This window comes from uncultured Slackia sp., assembly GCF_944321625.1.
GTDB lineage: Bacteria > Actinomycetota > Coriobacteriia > Coriobacteriales > Eggerthellaceae > Slackia.
Genome location: NZ_CALUMA010000055.1, coordinates 1 through 16,014, shown reverse-complemented (window position 1 = coordinate 16,014; position 16,014 = coordinate 1). Strand labels below are relative to the sequence as shown.

Here is a 16,014-nt window from a genome sequence, read left to right as displayed (position 1 = left end):
CAATCGACAAAGGCAGCCCGCCACCAACAGGCCCCGACACGAACATGTGTCGGGGCCTTTGTGTATCAGAGTTGATTAATTCTTACCTGAGCCGGGAAACGCCGAGCGGATATGCTGCGCGCTAGCTACTACGCAGCTAAAACGCCGGGCAAAACGCAGTCGTCCGCTACTCCATCGTATGGGTGGAGAACACCGGATCGTCCCGCCAGATGCGCACGGCTTCATTCAGGGGCACGCCAAGCTCTGCCGCCGCGACGCGCGTGGCGTTCATGTCGATGATGCGCTGGTTCGCCGACCCGCGGAATCGCAGCGTGATGTCCTTCTGCGCCTGAATGAAGGGGCCGTCCACCAGAATATCGATGGCGCCCAGAAGGCGATCGGTCACCTCGGTGTGATGCCTGCCGCCCGGCATGAGCTCTTCGAGCACGTCGCCCGTGTAGCACCACACTGTCTTCTCGGGGAAACGCGCCTTCACGCGCTCGACGAAATCAACCAGCCCCGCCTGGTTCTCGGGCTCCATGGGCTCGCCGCCCAAAAGCGTGAGGCCGTCCACGTATTCCGGCTCAAGGCTCTTGAGAATCGCCTCTTCCGCCTCCGCGTCAAACGGCTCGCCCGACGCGAAGTCCTGCGCCTCCTCGTTGAAGCAGAACGGACACCCCCTGCGACACCCCGAAACAAACAGCGAGGTGCGCACCCCTTCGCCATTAGCGATATCGCAGTATTTGATAGCGGAATAGTTCACCGCTCGCTCCTTTCGGGTCCCATGCACAGGGCCCAACGTCGAACAAAGCGTTTGGCCCTTGTCGACGCTGGCATCCAAACCCGTGCCGATCGCCAAACCTATCGCATTCCAATGGGCAAATGCGCCCATTGAAACAGCCATGTACACGCGTTTTCGAGAAAAACGCCATTATTTTTGAGTTACGAACTCCGCGTACAAGCACCATTCGTGCTTTCCGCTTCGAAACGACGGGTTCAAGCGTCAAAACGACTCAAACCTAGCGTAAACAGCCCGGTTTTCCAATCAAAATGCTCCGACACAACCGAAAACAGGCGTTTATCATCGCTCAGGCAGTTCGCAACTCGAAAAAAGTGGCAATTTCGGCGCTCTTCCTTGTACGCAGGATTCGCAAGTCAAAAAAAGTGGCGCGTACAGAGAAAAACGCCGCCCCGGAAAGGGCGGCGCGATTCTCGACGCAACAATTACAGGTGTAGCACGCGGTCGCGAATCTCTTCGGTACGGCCCTGGTTCCAGAACTGCGTGCCGATGTATCCGCAGGTACGACGCGCCACGTTGAGCTTCTCGGGGTCGCGGTTGCCGCAGTGCGGGCACTCCCACACCAGCTTGCCATCGTCCTCCACGATCATGATCTCGCCGTCGTAGCCGCACTCCTGGCAGTAATCGCTCTTGGTGTTGAGCTCGGCGTACATGATGTGATCGTAGATGTACTGCATCACGCGAATCACAGCCTGCAGGTTGTCCTGCATGTTGGGCACCTCAATGTAGCTGATGGCACCGCCGGGAGAGAGCTGCTGGAACTCGCTCTCGAACTTCAGCTTGGTGAACGCGTCGATCTCCTCGGACACATGCACGTGATAGCTGTTGGTGATGTAGCCCTTGTCGGTCACGCCCTCGATCACGCCAAAGCGACGATGCAGGCACTTGGCGAACTTGTACGTGGTGGACTCGAGCGGCGTGCCGTACAGCGAGTAATCGATGTTCTCGCCGGCCTTCCACTCGGCGCACTTGTCGTTCATGTGCTGCATGACGGCGAGCGCGAAATCCTTGCCGTGCTCGTCGGTATGGCTCACGCCCTTCATGTAGCGCACGCACTCGTACAGGCCGGCATAGCCCAGGCTGATGGTGGAATATCCGCCGTAGAGCAGCTTGTCGATGGTCTCGCCCTTGTCCAGGCGGGCCAGCGCGCCGTACTGCCACAGGATGGGCGCCGCGTCAGAGAGCGTGCCCTTCAGGCGCTCATGACGGCAGCGCAGCGCCTTATGGCACAGCTCCAGACGCTCGTCGAAAATCTCCCAGAACTTCTTCTCGTCGCCCTTGGACGAGCACGCCGCATCCACCAGGTTGATGGTGACCGCGCCCTGGTTGAAACGGCCGTAGTATTTGGGCTTGCCCGGCTCGTAGTTGCCCGCGTTGGCAATGTTGTCGAAGCCGTTGCCCGAGCGGTCGGGCGTCAGGAAGCTGCGGCAGCCCATGCAGGTCTAGCAATCGCCCTCGCCGGGCTGCTCGCCCTTGGACAGCTTGAGCTCGCGCATCTTCTTCTCGGAGATGTAGTCGGGCACCATGCGCTTGGCGGTGCACTTGGCGGCCAGCTTGGTCAGATAGAAGTACGGCGAATCCTCATGGATGTTGGATTCCTCCAGCACGTAGATGAGCTTGGGGAACGCCGGGGTAATCCACACGCCCGCCTCGTTCTTCACGCCCTCGTAGCGCTGGCGCAGCACCTCTTCGATGATCATGGCAAGGTCGTGGCGCTCGGCGTCGGTGCGTGCCTCCCCCAGATACATGAACACGGTGACGAACGGGGCCTGGCCGTTGGTGGTCATGAGCGTGACCACCTGGTACTGGATGGTCTGGACGCCGCGGCGAATCTCGTCGCGCAGGCGGTTCTCCACCACCTCGGACACCTTGTCGGGCGATGCCTCAAGGCCCAGCGTGTTGATTTCGTCCAGCACCTGGCGGCGAATCTTCTGACGGCTCACGTCCACGAACGGAGCGAGGTGCGTGAGGCTGATGGACTGACCGCCGTACTGGCAGCTTGCCACCTGGGCGATGATCTGCGTGGCGATGTTGCACGCGGTGCTGAAGCTATGCGGGCGCTCGATCATGGTGCCGGAGATCACGGTGCCGTTCTGCAGCATGTCCTCCAGGTTCACCAGGTCGCAGTTGTGCATGTGCTGCGCGAAGTAGTCGGAGTCGTGGAAGTGGATGATGCCTTCCTCGTGAGCCTTCACCACGTCCTGCGGCAGCAGCATGCGCATGGTGAGGTCTTTGGACACCTCGCCCGCCATGTAGTCGCGCTGCACGGAGTTGACCGTGGGGTTCTTGTTGGAGTTCTCCTGCTTGACCTCTTCGTTGTTGCACTCGATCAGCGACAGGATGCGGTCGTCGGTGGTGTTGGCGGTGCGCTTGAGGCTTTGCACGTAGCGGTAGATGATGTAACGACGCGCCACGTCGTAACGGCCCAGAGCCATAATCTGGTTCTCCACCATGTCCTGAATCTCTTCCACCGACACGGTGTGGCCGGCGCGCTCGCACAGCCATTCCACGCTGTGGGCGGCGAAAGCAATCTGGTCAGCGGTCAGACGCTCGTTGGGCTCGGCCTCGTTGTTGGCGCCCTCGATGGCGTGCACAATCTTGTTGATGTCGAACGCGACTTCCGAACCGCTTCGCTTGATGATCTTCATGGCGAAATCTCCTGACCCTTTTCCTCTGCCACCTGTTGTTCGCCGCCTTGCGCCGGCGCGTTGTACCCTATCCGCCGCTGGCCATGCCAAGCGCCTTGTCCACCTCGCGCAATTCCGGTTTCCCCCTTGCGGAAAGTATCCGAAAGAAAGTTTACCGAAGCGCGCAATTCTTCCGCCTGCCCTGCCGCATGGCCGCAGGCGTACCTCGCTAATTGATACCGGAATGATAACATTTAAAAACGCCGGCCCGAATTTCACGGCGGCGTTTTCTGTGCGGACACATAATAACCCCAAACGGGCACAAGATATTGTGTTTTCTTATTCAAATGACCACTTTATTATGTTTGTGCAGGTGGGCACGAATGAAAAAGTTTTTTGAGGGTCTTTCACGAAAAAATACACATGCTAGCACCTGCGAAAACGCGAAAAAGTTTGCCGTAAAGACTTGATTTTTAAAAAGAATTGCAGGAAGAAACGGTCAGAATCAAGCAGGATAGCCCATCTCCGCAGATGGGCACATATAGATTAAGGCAGTGGGAAAAGCATAAAGGAAAACACTGCCTGTCTCCGAAGAGAGGAGTTCAGCAGATTCTCGGGGTCGTGGGTGGTTCCCGACAATCTCCGCCATCGAGAGGGACGGGCATATCCTTCGGAAGCATAAGCGGTTCCCGGAGTCCTCTGCCGCCGAGAAGAAAGGCATCGGCTACTTTGCGTGATGCCTTGCGTAAGAGCGCCCAGCTTCGATAAACCTCCGCTCCGAAGTGGGGAGCTCCGGCAAAACCCCAGCGACAGGGTTCAAAACTCAATCAAATTGCAGTCCATTGTCGAAATAGGCAAGTTTTGAACTCTTCGGCACCGAATCAGGAGACCCCTTGCAAGATAAACTATTAAAATCCCAGCTCTCCATTAATAGTTTCAAGATTTGTACGTCTTCGAGCGGCGTCAAGAGTTCAAAACTCGAACAAATCGTTAACGCACTTCAAATAGCGGCAGTTTTGAACCCTTGACGACTAAGGAGCCGGGGCATAGGCAGCCTCGAGGAATCAGACAGCTCCAAGAACCCGCTCGCCTACATTGGCCAGGGTTACTTTGCGTTGGGATTGGTGGTTCCTGCGAGGGGCTTCTCGCCGGGGCGCGCCGCAGGACCTACCAGTTCGTGCGCCGTATACGGCTCCTCGAGATACGCCACCTCTTCGGGCGAAAGCTTCATATCGAGCGCCGCTACGGCATCATCCACGCACTCGGGCTTGCTGCAGCCCACAACGGGCGCTTCGATGCCGCGCGCCCAGTGCCAGGCGAGCGCCACGCGCGACATAGGCACTCCGTGATTGGCTGCCACCTCTGCCACGCGCTCCACGATGGGCATGTCGCGCTCACGATCGGCATCGTACTTGTTGCGCAGCACCACATCGGTAGTCGCACGCTTGGATACGCCTTCCCAGGTGGGGCGCGTTAGGTGGCCCGAAGCCAGCGGGCTGTACGGCGTGATGGCCATGCCGAACTGGCGGCACACGGGAACCATCTCGCGTTCGTCTTCGCGGTAGAGCAGGTTGTAATGGCACTGCATGCTAGTGAATTTCGTCCAGCCGTTGCGCTCGGCTGCCACTTGCATGTTGTGGAGTTGGTAGGCGTACATCGCGCTTGCGCCCAGGGCGCGCACCTTGCCCGCACGAACCAGGCTGTCCAGCGCCTCCATTGTCTCTTCGATGGGCGTGTCGTAGTCGAAGCGATGGATGATGTAGAGATCCAGATAATCGGTGCCCAAGCGCGAAAGCGTGCCGTCAATCTCGCGCAGAATGGCCTCGCGCGACAGGCCGCCCTCATTGAAGAACACCTTGCTCGCCAGCACTACATCCTCACGTCGCACGCCCAAGTCACGCAGCGCTGCCCCGATGTACTCCTCGCTCGTACCGTGCGCGTAGCAGTTGGCCGTGTCGATGAAGTTCACACCGGAATCCAACGCACGCTTGATAACAGTGCGCGTCTCCTCGGGCCCGATGGTCCACTCGTGATAATCCGCCGAAGCCCTCCCAAAGCTCATGCCACCAATGCAAATGGGCGATACCTCAATGCCCGAATGTCCTAGTTTCACACGCCTCATAGCTATATCGTTCCCTTCTCCCTTCAAAAGGATGTCATTTTTACATTGAAAGTCGCAAATATCGCCAAAAACACCGTCGAAATGACGTCCTTTGCAGCCACCCGCTCCGACTGACGCGCGGCTGGAGCATCGCGACAACGCGCTCTTCTGTTTAGTACCCTAGCTCGCCGAGCCAAGCGCTTGCATCATCGACGGAGCCGGCGCCAAAGCGGCGACCTTCCCGCCACTCGCCCGTGCCCGCCATGGCGGCGAGGTCTTGTGCGCTCGACCCGATGGGAGACGAACCCGACGTACAGAACGGAATCACGGTCTTGCCAGTGAAATCATTGCCCGACACAAAGTTGTCGATCGCCCAAGACGCGTTGCCCCACCAGATGGGATAGCCCAGAAACACGGTGCCGTAGGAATCGAAGTTGTCAGGCGTGACCTGCTCGAGCTCGACCGAGCGATTGGGGTCGTTGCGCTCCTGGCTCGTGCGGCTATCGGGATTGTTGTAGCCCAGATCGTCACGCGAATAGGGGTCAACGGGCGTGATTACGAACGTGTCGGCGTCCAGCTCAACGGCAATCGCCTCAGCAATGCCCTGCGTATTGCCCGTACCGGAGAAGTACGCCACCAGAATGCCGTCGGCAGGAGTCGCCTCGTCGGCGGCCTCCTGAGCGGGTTCCTCCTGGGCCTGTTCCGGTTCTTCCTGAGCAGGCTCATCCCGAGCTGCGTCCGCAGGGGCCGCTTCCTGGCTTGCGCAGGCGGAAAGCAGCCCACCGGCAGAAACCACAACCGCAGTTGCCGCAGCGCCCTTCATGAACGTTCTGCGAGAGATGGTGGTATTTTTCATCATGATTGCTCCCTTCTTCGCTCGTCACGAAGGGAGCATAAATATTGGAGCTAAGTTCAAGTCAAGCGCAAAATGACACATCGTCAGAAAAAATGACAGAATCATGGCCCATGACTCTGCCATTCGTTCTCTATACCCAAGCGGAAGAGGAGCCGCAACAAACAAAAGGGGCCTCATTGATCCGCCTCCTGCTCCTCGGACTTCTATTTTTCTGCCCAAGAAACGGGAGGCGGCCCAGGGCGGCCCCTTTCAACTATCTACATGTCCGCAAGACATAGTAAGCGGGCAATGGCGTCATTCCTCCACCTCGAGCGCCTTCGCCAGAATCTGCATGCGCGCTTCGACGTCCTCGATGATGCGGCTGCAGTCCTTGAGCTCGTCGGAGGCATCGATGCCCTGCACCTCGCGGACGGCCTTGTACTTCAGGCTGTGCTCGAGGCTCGCCCAGAAATCCATGGCGATGGTGCGCAGCTGCACCTCTACCGGCACCATTTCCTTCTTGTCCATGAAGTACACCGGGATGCGCACAATCACGTGCAGGCTGCGGTACCCGTTGGGCTTGGGGTTGGCGATATAGTCCTTGATAGTAACAACCTCAAGGTCATCCTGCTTTTTCATGAGGTCGAGCAGGCTATACACGTCGTGGATGTACGAGCAGATCACGCGCACGCCCGCGATGTCGAACAGGTTCTCCTCCATGCTCTCGATGGTCATGGGGAAACCCTGGCGCTGCAGCTTCTCGAAGATGCTCGCCGGCTTCTTGATGCGCGACTCGATGTGATGGATGGGGTTGCGGTTCTTCTTCAGGCTGATGTCGCGGTCCAGAACCTCGAAGCGCACCTCCATCTGACGCATGGCGGCCTGATACTTCTGCAGAGACTCGCGCATCGCGGCCTCGGCGGTCTTCAGGCGATCGGCCTCGGACTGCGTGACCACCGAAAGCCCCGTCGACACGTTTGCAGCGGCGGCAATCACCGCGGCAACCTCCTCCGCTTCGGCAGCAGAACGCTCAGCCGGAACGGAAGTCACAGGAGCAGCAGGCGCATCAAGCACGGAGGCGGATGCGTGGGAAGGCATCTCGATGACCTCAATGGGCGCCACAGTGCTGCGCGTACGGCGGTCTTCCGAAGGAGCGGAGGATACAGGAAGAGCGCCAGAAGCCTCAGCGGCGCGCGCATGCTTGGCCCGTTTTGCCGCTTTGGATACTTCTTTGCCCTTGGCATTGCCCGTAACGGCCCGACGCAGCGGTTCGTATGCGGCTTTCATCAGGCGCTTTGCGCTCTTGCGAGAACTTTTGCCCGCCTTGCCTTGCGCACGGTCGACAGTTTTCTTGGAACGGAACGCTGCCGTTTTGGCAGATGAAGCGCCGGATGCGCCAGTGCCCCTTGACACAGCCCCAACGGCGGCGGAATCGCCCGTCGCATACGCGGGGCGCAACGGCTCCGGGATGGAACTCATGAAGCCTCCTTGAAATCGACGAATGCGACGCGCGCGCCCCGAGAGCCAACAAAGAGCCACGAATCAAAGTCGGCCACCGCAAAGCGGCACGCGTCGCTGCCGCATAAAGCGGCTATCGCGCATTCCATGATAGGCCACCCCGCGTCGCGTTCGTCTACCGTGATAAATCCGTTACCGAAGAGGCATCAACCCTTGAAGAAACCTTCGGGAAATAACCAGAAGCAAGGCCCAGCGCGATGCCGCCGTGCGGGGGCGCACCCTCAATGAGGGGACACTATCACCTAGAAGCTGCGCATATTTCTCAAAAAAACATTTGCCGCGTAGAGCGGAACGTTCGTGAGCCACCCTTGGTCAACGAATTCGCGAAGCGAAAAACGGACAGCCTGGTTAATTTCATAGCGCTTTACGAATGCTGCAAGGCTTCCGCCCGCTACGTTCTCGTCGGCCTTCACCTCGATGGGCAGCGGCATACCGCCACGCTCAACGAGGAAATCCACCTCGCCCTTGCTCTGTTTGCCATCAGCCGACCAATAATAAGGCACCATGCCCGCCGCTTTAAGCTGCTGGCAGATATACTGCTCAGCATACACACCCTTATATTCCGTAAACAGCCGATTGCCCTCTATGATGACGTGAGCATCGAGCCGTGTTGCAGCACCAAGCAAACCTACATCAAGCAGATAGAGTTTGAAATACGTTTCGTCAGCATAACCCGTCAGAGGGATTCCCGGTTTTGACACGCGCGGCACCTTAGTCACCAAGCCGGCATCCGCAAGCCACGCTATGGCATCGCGATAATCACGCCCGCGTCCGCCCTCCGAAATCGAAGCATAAGAGAACCTTTTCAAATCGCTCTCACGCGCCAACTGGACAGGAACGGAATGCCACGTCTGTCGAATCCTTTCGACCTCGAGCGGGCTTTCGGCATGCTTCGCAAAATCATACTCATAGTCGGAAAGCAGTCTCTGTTGAATCGACCGCACTGAAGAGAAGTCCCCCGTGTCCGCATATTCTTGAACGGCCTCGGGCATACCGCCCACAAATAAATACGTTCGCAGCAAGTCGATCAGACGCTCGAACAAAGCATCGATCATGTCGAAATCGCCCTGCAGCAGGAGGTCGGCCAGCATGTCGTTTTCTCGGGCGCGTACGAATTCATCGAACGTCATAGGATGCAAATCGAGGTAGTCGACCTTACCAACCGGCCAGGAAACCCCCCGTCCGCCGCCTTTGCTTCTGTTCAGCGCCACTCCGAGCAACGACCCCGCGGCGATAATCGGAATATCGGGGCGTTGTTCGCAAAACATTTTGAGCGATGCAATAGCGCGGGGACACTCCTGGATTTCATCGAAGAAAACGAGCGTTTTCCCGTCACGTGGATTAGTCCCTGTCGCAGCACCGATAAGCATGAGAAGCCTCTCGGGGTCAAGACTCCCCTCGAATGCACGCTGCATCTCCTCGTTGTTGAGAAAAACGATATGGGCAATTGCGTCAAAATGATTGACGCCGAAAGAGCGCACGAGCCATGTTTTTCCTACCTGTCGCGCGCCGTTTACAATGAGAGGCTTCCTGCGAGGGCTGTCTTTCCAGGCGATGAGGTCTTTCATGGCGTTTCGATACATAGGAACTCCCTTATTGGCGGATACCGATACCGGTTTCAACCAAATTATGGCGGATACCGATACCGGCATCCGCCATTTAAACGCCATGAGCCCTCTGCGCGCAAAGAAATAGCGAAGCTTTCATCCGTCATAGAAAAAGAAACTTGATTGTCCCTTCTCGCTATCTCAGTCCATAATCAGTCCAGAATTCCCAATCCTAAATCGCCCACTCCGCGCTCTCGGTCTGCAAGCGCACCATGCGGGCGAACAGGCCGTCGCGTTCCAGAAGTTCCTGCGGGCTGCCCTGCTCGGCCACGCGCCCGCCGTCGAGCACCACTACCTTGTCCGCCGCCATAACGGTGCGCATGCGGTGGGCGATGACGATCACGGTCTTCCCGGCGAGCAGCCTGCCGAGCGCCGCCTGCACCTCGGTCTCGTTCTCCACGTCGAGCGACGCGGTGGCCTCGTCCAGAAGCACGATCGGCGCGCCCTTCAAAAGCGCCCGGGCGATGCTTATGCGCTGACGCTCGCCGCCGGAGAGCCGCGCGCCGTTCTCGCCTATGGGCGTGGCGTAGCCCTGCGGCATGCGGGAGACGAACTCGTCGCAGTTCGCGGCGCGCGCCGCCGCAAGCACTTCCCCATCGGTTGCACCGCGCCTACCCAGGCGCACGTTCTCCATCACCGTGTCGTCGAACAGCGTCACATCCTGGAACACCACCGAGAAATCGCGCAGCAGGACCTCGGGATCCACGCTCGCCACATCCACGCCGCCCACGGTCACGCGGCCCTCGGTAGCGTCCCAGAGCCTCGCCGACAGGCGCGCGCAGGTGGACTTGCCCGAGCCGGAAGGCCCCACCAGCGCCGTAACCTCGCCTTCGCACGCAGTGAACGTCACGCCGTCGAGCACCTTCGGCCCGCCCTCCCCATACGAGAAGCCTACGTTCTCGAAGGCAACGTCGTGGCCGCGCGGTTCATAGGCGTCGCCGCCCTGCGCAAGGGGCTCCTCGTAGAAGCTCTTCATACGAGCACTTGCCGTTTTGGCGGAGAACAACTCCGCGATAAGCATCAAGCACTGGTCGAAGGGAGCATAGATGCGGCTGACCACCAAGAGGAAGCAGAACAGCACCACGAAGCTGCAGCTGCCGTCCAAAACGAAAGCAGAACCCGCGAGGATGGTGGTCGCAAACCCTAGACGCAGCACGATCTGGGCTCCGTTCACGCATACGCCGCATGCGATCTCGGATTTTGCTGCCTGCCGCTCCGCTGCGTCGATGTCGGTACGGATGTGCTCAAGGTAACGATCCTCCTGGTTGGTTGCGCGCACCTCGCGCACGCACTCGAGTGCCTCCTGAATGTCTTCGGATATGGCGAGCCCCTTCATGCGCGTGGCATGCATCATGGGCTGCAGGGCGCGACGCGCACCGAACAGCAGCGCCAACGCAACCGGAGCGCTCCACAGCGCGGCGATAGCAAGTCGCCAGTCGAACATAAGCAACCCCACTGCGGCAATGCCCAGCATGACGTAGGCGCCGTAGAGCTCGGGCAACACGTGGCTGTAGGCATGCTCGATGGTCTTCACATCGCCCATAATGGTTTCCGTGAGGTCGGCCAAATCGCGACGTCCGAAGAACGATTGCGGAAGCTTGCGCAGCCGTTCCGCCAGGCCGATACGCTGACGACCGCTCTCCTTGTAAATCACGCCGTACTGATAGTAATAGGCAAGGTATTCGGTGACGAACAAAGCCACGATGAACACAATCAGCGACGGTAGGATGGGCGGCACGGGAATGCCCATAATCGTCACACCCGAGCCATTAAGGAGCCCGATGAGCGCTACCCCGCCCGTTAAATAATCCATGAACGCGCCCACCGTCAGGAACATGATACCCACGCCTACGAACACCACGAGGTTCGATACGGCAGTCCAAAGCGCCCCCAGCTTGACGTTGCGTACGCCTTCGTCGGTGAGCCCGTATTTCTCTTTGATGGACATTTAGGCCACCTCCTCAGACGTGATCTTCCAGTTGACAGCCCGCTCGTAGTCTGCCCACATGCGAGCGTACAGGCCGCCCGCCGCAAGCAGCTCATCGTGAGTGCCTCTCTCGACCACACGCCCCTCGTCGAGTACCACGATGAGGTCGGCGTTGCGCACGGTAGACAGGCGGTGCGCCACCATAAGCACGGTGCGCCCGTGCGCCAGTTCGGAGAACGCCCGCTGTATCTTGGCTTCGTTTTCTGGGTCGGCGAAGGCCGTGGCCTCGTCGAGCACCACCACGTCGGCACGCTTCAGAATGGCGCGCGCCAGCATGAGACGTTGCACCTCGCCTCCTGAAAGGTGAGCGCCTTCCGCGCCGTACACGGTATCGACACCCTGCGGCAGCTTCTCAATGATGTCGTCGCACTGGGCGGCATGAAGCGCCTCTCGCACCTCCTCACGCGTCGCATCGGGACGTGCCGCGCGTACGTTCTCGAAAACACTCTGCTTGAACAGGCGATTCGCCTGGAACACGAACGCCACGCGATTCATGAGATCATGCGGATCCATGTCACGCACGTCGATGCCGCCGAAAAGTACGCGGCCCTCGTCCACATCCCAGAAGCGCGGCACAAGACTCGCTGCCGTGGTCTTACCGCCGCCTGAGGGGCCCACAAGTGCCACCGTGGAACCTGCAGGCACCTCGAAGCTCATGTGAGAGAGCGCCGGAGCCTCTGCTCCTTCATAGGTGAAGCTCACGTCCTCGAACACAATGGAGTTGTCTTTGGGCGTCTGCGGGTTCGACGGCGCCTCAATCACGGGAGCTGCGAGCACCTCCTCGACACGCGACACAGCGTCAGCCGCCGACTGAAACGCCTCGGACATGAACATCACGCGCGTCATGGCCGTGGGGATGACCGCCGAGAAAATAGTGTAGAACGCGAAGTTCGCCAGAAATGCCCCGAAATCACTCTCTCCGGGCGCCAGCAGGATAGCGACGGGCACGAGGAACACCGCTACGCCGTTGATGACGGTGAGCGAGAGCGACTGCGGCGTCTGACACCACTTCACGGCGTAGTCCTGCGCGAGTCGCGTGAACTCTTCGATAGCGTCATGGAACGCCTTGAACGAGTAGACCGTCTGCTGGAATACCTTCACCACGGGGATGCCGCGTACGTACTCGGTACCCGTCTTGTTCATCTTCACGAGCGACTCCATGTATTTCGTCATGAAATCCATGCCACGCCCGCCCATCATATAGAACATGCAGGCAAGCGAGAGGATGACGGGCACTAGGCATGCGAGTCCGAGCCGCCAATCGAACGCGAAGAATAGCACCAGCATGCCAATAATCATGGCGATAGACCCTGCCGTGTCGGGCAGTTTATGCGCGAGCAGACCCTCCGTCTCGGCCGCGCAACCGTCCACCACACGCCTCAGCGCACCCGAAGCATGCGTGTCGAAGTATCCGAGCGATGCACGCATCAGGTGCTCGGTCGCCTGTTTGCGCATGTTGGAAGCACAACGGAACGCCGCCAGGTGCGTACACATGAGCCCTGCGGCGTACAGCAGGATGGACGCCGCCGAGAAGCCGAGCGCCCACCATCCGTACGCCGCGATGCCCGTTGCCGCGCTCCAGTTAGGCGCAACTGCGATGAGGTCGCGCGCCACAAGCCAGATGCACACGTACGGACCGAACCCCACAATCATCGATATCGCCGAGAGCGCACAGCCCAGATACGTAAGCGCCTTGCGCGGCCCGGCGAAGTCGAGCAATCGTGCGACCGCTCCGCGCTTGCGCGGGGTCCTCTCCCCTTTCTGCTCCATAGAAACCTCCGATCTCCAAACCGCGCCGCCTCGCGCCTTGGCGGCGAAGACGTACGCTTGATAGTTATATTTGGTTAACTTATCATTGCGAACGATGGGCCAATCCTCGGCGCCGCGACCGAGGATGCCCTCGAAACGAATCGGGACAATCTCGAAACTCAAACCGGGGAGGAGGCTTCATGGACGCGCTGCAATCGAGCCTACCGCAGCATTTACGGACATTCGTCGAGCCGCAGACGGAGCAGCTCTCCATCAGGATGGAACCCATCCGTTGCGGGCTTTTCGGCACGCTGCCGAAAGCGATTGGCGAGGGATTCCTCTGGACAGCGCCGCTCGGCGATGACTGCCTCGTAAGCATGCATTCGCTACGTCTGAAAAAGCCCCTCGTGCTTGAGGAACGCCCGACGGACTTTTCCTGCATCTTTTCTGGGTCACGAGCAACATTTCTCTCGCTGCCGGGCACCAACGATTCCTCGCCCGCAGAAATGGAGAACCTCGCGGCATTCTCGCAAGCGGGCGGAACGACACACTGTCTCATGCAAGCAGGCACGCTCTATGAATCGACGAGCCTCACCTACACGCCGGACTACTTCGACAAGCTGGCAAAGATGTTTCCAGACGATTTTGAGAACGCAGAAGAGATGATGAGGTTTATCGAACCCGCAGAACCTCCCGCCAAGATGCGCTCAATCTTGCGGTCATTCACCCCCAAGCGTGCGGTTCAGCCCGGTGCCGCCCCGTACTTCCATGCTAAGGCTCTCGAAGCGTTGACCGCGCTTCTGGCACGCCCCGACAGCGCCTCTGAGATAGAAGCTCGGCAGGAAGACCACGCCCTCGTCGAGCGAGCCGAGACCATCATGTCGGCGCGCTTCGCCGAACCCTTGACCGTTGCATCCATCGCAAGCGAGCTGTACGTAAGCCGCTCTAAACTCTGCGAAGCGTTTCGCCGCGTACGCGGCGTGGGCGTTGCCGAGCGCCTGCGCCAAGAGCGCATGAACGCGGCATGCCGAATGCTGGATGAAGGAAGAACAGACATCGCCAACGTGGCACGCTCAATTGGCTATGCGCGTGCATCATCGTTCGACGAAGCGTTCCGCCGCGAGTTCGGCTGCTCGCCTTTGCGGTGGTGTCAAGACACCGAAGGGAAATAACCGCGCGAGACGAACGGTGCGGCGAAAGAGACTCGGCTTTTCGGAGCATGCGCGGCCGTTCGGAGTTGCGCGCCCTCCCTGTTCCGTCACAATGGATCATAGTTTTACTAAGCTAACTTTTAGACGGAACACGCAGAACCTCAACGTTCTGCGGGAAAGGACCCGGCATGGCAAGCAACGACACCTCATCTACTGTCACTGTAAAGATGGGCGGCCGACTCGGCGGCAAAGACCTCATCAACATCGGCATCTTCACGGCAATCTACTTCGTCGTCGTATTCGCAGTGGCATGCCTCGGATTCGTCCCCGTCCTCATGGCGGCAATCTGCGGCATCATCCCACTTGTCGCAGGCATTCCCTATATGCTCTTCCTCACCCGTGTCCGCAAGTTCGGCATGATTACGATCCTGGGGCTGCTCACCGGCATCATCATGTTTATCACCGGCATGGGATACTTCTCCATTGCCACCGGTCTCATCTGCGGTCTTGCCGCTGACCTCATTTGGAAGTCCGGCGGATACGCCTCCGCCTCGCGCGCGATTCTGTCGCACGGCGCGTTCAGCTGCTGGATCATCGGCAACTTCTTGCCGTTCCTCATCACGGCTGATACATATCTGCCCACCGTCCGCGCACAGTATGGTGATGCCTATGTCGACGAACTCATGACCTATCTGCAACCGGAGATGTATCCGGTGTTGCTCATTGCTTGCTTCGTCACGGGCATCATTGGTGGCTTCATCGGGCGCGCCATCCTGAAAAAGCATTTCAAACGCGCAGGCATCGCGTAAGTCCGCGAGGAGAGGAGCGGAGCGTCCATGGAGTTTTTCCAGTCGGGTGCCGGCGAGCGTACAGTGCGACTCGATCCGCGCACGAAAATCGTGCTGCTGTTTGCCGTGTCGACGGTACTTCTGCTCGGCGGCAACGGGCTAGTAATGTTCGCAGTACGCACCGCAATGCTCCTGTTCCCCTTCGCGCTGCTCGCAGTATCGGGGCGCGTGCGCGCCGCCGCGCTCATGCTTACAACATACCTCGGTACCTATGTGCTCGCCGTCTTTGCTGCGCCAATGCTCACGGGCACCGCAAACGCTATCATAGTGGCAACAGCGACCGTCGTATCGCGTTTCGTGCCCACGCTTGCGCTCGCGTACTTCGTGTTCGCCACGACCACGGTGTCGGAATTCATGGCGGCGATGGCGCGCATGCACATGCCTGACTGGATCACCATTCCACTGTCAGTGCTGTTCCGGTTCTTCCCCACCCTCGGCGAGGAAGCGCGCTCAATCAGTGCCGCCATGCGCATGCGCGGCATCTCACCCCTGAAAAACGGCGCCGCCTACATCGAATATGCCCTCGTCCCGCTCATGAGCTGCGCCGTATCAATCGGCGAGGACCTGTCCGCCGCCGCGCTCGCCCGCGGGCTCGGTGGACCCATGAAAAGGACAAACGTTTGCGCCATCGGATTCGGAGCGCTCGACATTGTGGTAATCGCCGTGTCAGCCGCCGCGACGGCGGCGCTTGCAGGAAGCCTCGCCTTTCCCGGAGCAGTCGCATGAGCGGCAACATTCGCAAAAACAACGACCCCGTGCTCATCATGAGCGACGTATCGTTCTCCTATGCGGGCGGGCGCAGCGGCGCAGGCG

Annotated in this window: 11 protein-coding genes and 1 pseudogene; 4 read left to right on the top strand and 8 right to left on the bottom strand. The window is 59.3% G+C overall.

What is annotated here, in order from left to right:
- Positions 1–166: 166 nt before the first annotated feature.
- Together nrdG and nrdD are read right to left on the bottom strand one after the other, a co-directional pair.
- Positions 167–742 carry an anaerobic ribonucleoside-triphosphate reductase activating protein gene (gene nrdG, locus Q0J60_RS05200; RefSeq protein WP_294439193.1) on the bottom strand — a complete coding sequence of 192 codons (576 nt, stop codon included), beginning with the start codon at positions 740–742 and terminating at the stop codon, positions 167–169.
- Between the two features lie 461 nt (positions 743–1,203).
- A pseudogene (gene nrdD / locus Q0J60_RS05195) lies at positions 1,204–3,426 on the bottom strand (anaerobic ribonucleoside-triphosphate reductase).
- On the opposite strand from nrdD, the gene Q0J60_RS05190 reads away from it, so the two are divergent.
- On the top strand, positions 3,425–3,805 hold the full coding sequence (locus Q0J60_RS05190) for a hypothetical protein (RefSeq protein WP_294439192.1): 381 nt from the start codon (positions 3,425–3,427) through the stop codon (positions 3,803–3,805). The pseudogene nrdD and the gene Q0J60_RS05190 sit on opposite strands and share 2 nt — an antisense overlap.
- Before the next feature lie 705 nt (positions 3,806–4,510).
- Here Q0J60_RS05190 and Q0J60_RS05185 read toward each other — a convergent pair.
- The 6 genes from Q0J60_RS05185 to Q0J60_RS05160 form a co-directional block, all read right to left on the bottom strand.
- Positions 4,511–5,527 carry an aldo/keto reductase gene (locus Q0J60_RS05185; RefSeq protein ID WP_294439191.1) on the bottom strand — a complete coding sequence of 339 codons (1,017 nt, stop codon included), beginning with the start codon at positions 5,525–5,527 and terminating at the stop codon, positions 4,511–4,513.
- Positions 5,528–5,678: 151 nt separating this feature from the next.
- Positions 5,679–6,365 carry a flavodoxin gene (locus tag Q0J60_RS05180; protein WP_294439190.1) on the bottom strand — a complete coding sequence of 229 codons (687 nt, stop codon included), beginning with the start codon at positions 6,363–6,365 and terminating at the stop codon, positions 5,679–5,681.
- Positions 6,366–6,656: 291 nt separating this feature from the next.
- Positions 6,657–7,820, bottom strand: coding sequence for a hypothetical protein (locus Q0J60_RS05175; RefSeq protein ID WP_294439189.1), 1,164 nt, complete (start codon positions 7,818–7,820; stop codon positions 6,657–6,659).
- 281 nt (positions 7,821–8,101) lie between these two features.
- Positions 8,102–9,442, bottom strand: a complete 1,341-nt coding sequence (locus tag Q0J60_RS05170) for an ATP-binding protein (RefSeq protein ID WP_294439188.1) — start codon at positions 9,440–9,442, stop codon at positions 8,102–8,104.
- 196 nt (positions 9,443–9,638) lie between these two features.
- Positions 9,639–11,414: an ABC transporter ATP-binding protein gene (locus Q0J60_RS05165; RefSeq protein ID WP_294439187.1), complete on the bottom strand. Its 1,776-nt coding sequence runs from the start codon at positions 11,412–11,414 to the stop codon at positions 9,639–9,641.
- Positions 11,415–13,223, bottom strand: coding sequence for an ABC transporter ATP-binding protein (locus Q0J60_RS05160; RefSeq protein ID WP_294439186.1), 1,809 nt, complete (start codon positions 13,221–13,223; stop codon positions 11,415–11,417).
- Between the two features lie 179 nt (positions 13,224–13,402).
- Between Q0J60_RS05160 and Q0J60_RS05155 the strand changes: the two genes are divergently transcribed.
- The 3 genes from Q0J60_RS05155 to Q0J60_RS05145 all read left to right on the top strand — a co-directional run bounded on the left by Q0J60_RS05155 (position 13,403) and on the right by Q0J60_RS05145 (position 15,927).
- A complete protein-coding gene (locus tag Q0J60_RS05155) occupies positions 13,403–14,374 on the top strand; it encodes a helix-turn-helix transcriptional regulator (protein ID WP_294439185.1) in 972 nt (323 codons plus the stop codon).
- A gap of 167 nt (positions 14,375–14,541) precedes the next feature.
- The gene (locus Q0J60_RS05150) at positions 14,542–15,162 is read left to right on the top strand and encodes an MptD family putative ECF transporter S component (protein ID WP_294439183.1); all 621 of its coding nucleotides are present in this window, start codon (positions 14,542–14,544) and stop codon (positions 15,160–15,162) included.
- A 27-nt stretch (positions 15,163–15,189) separates the two neighbouring features.
- Complete coding sequence (locus tag Q0J60_RS05145) at positions 15,190–15,927, top strand: energy-coupling factor transporter transmembrane component T (RefSeq protein ID WP_294439182.1); 738 nt, start codon at positions 15,190–15,192, stop codon at positions 15,925–15,927.
- The last annotated feature ends 87 nt before the right edge of the window (positions 15,928–16,014 follow it).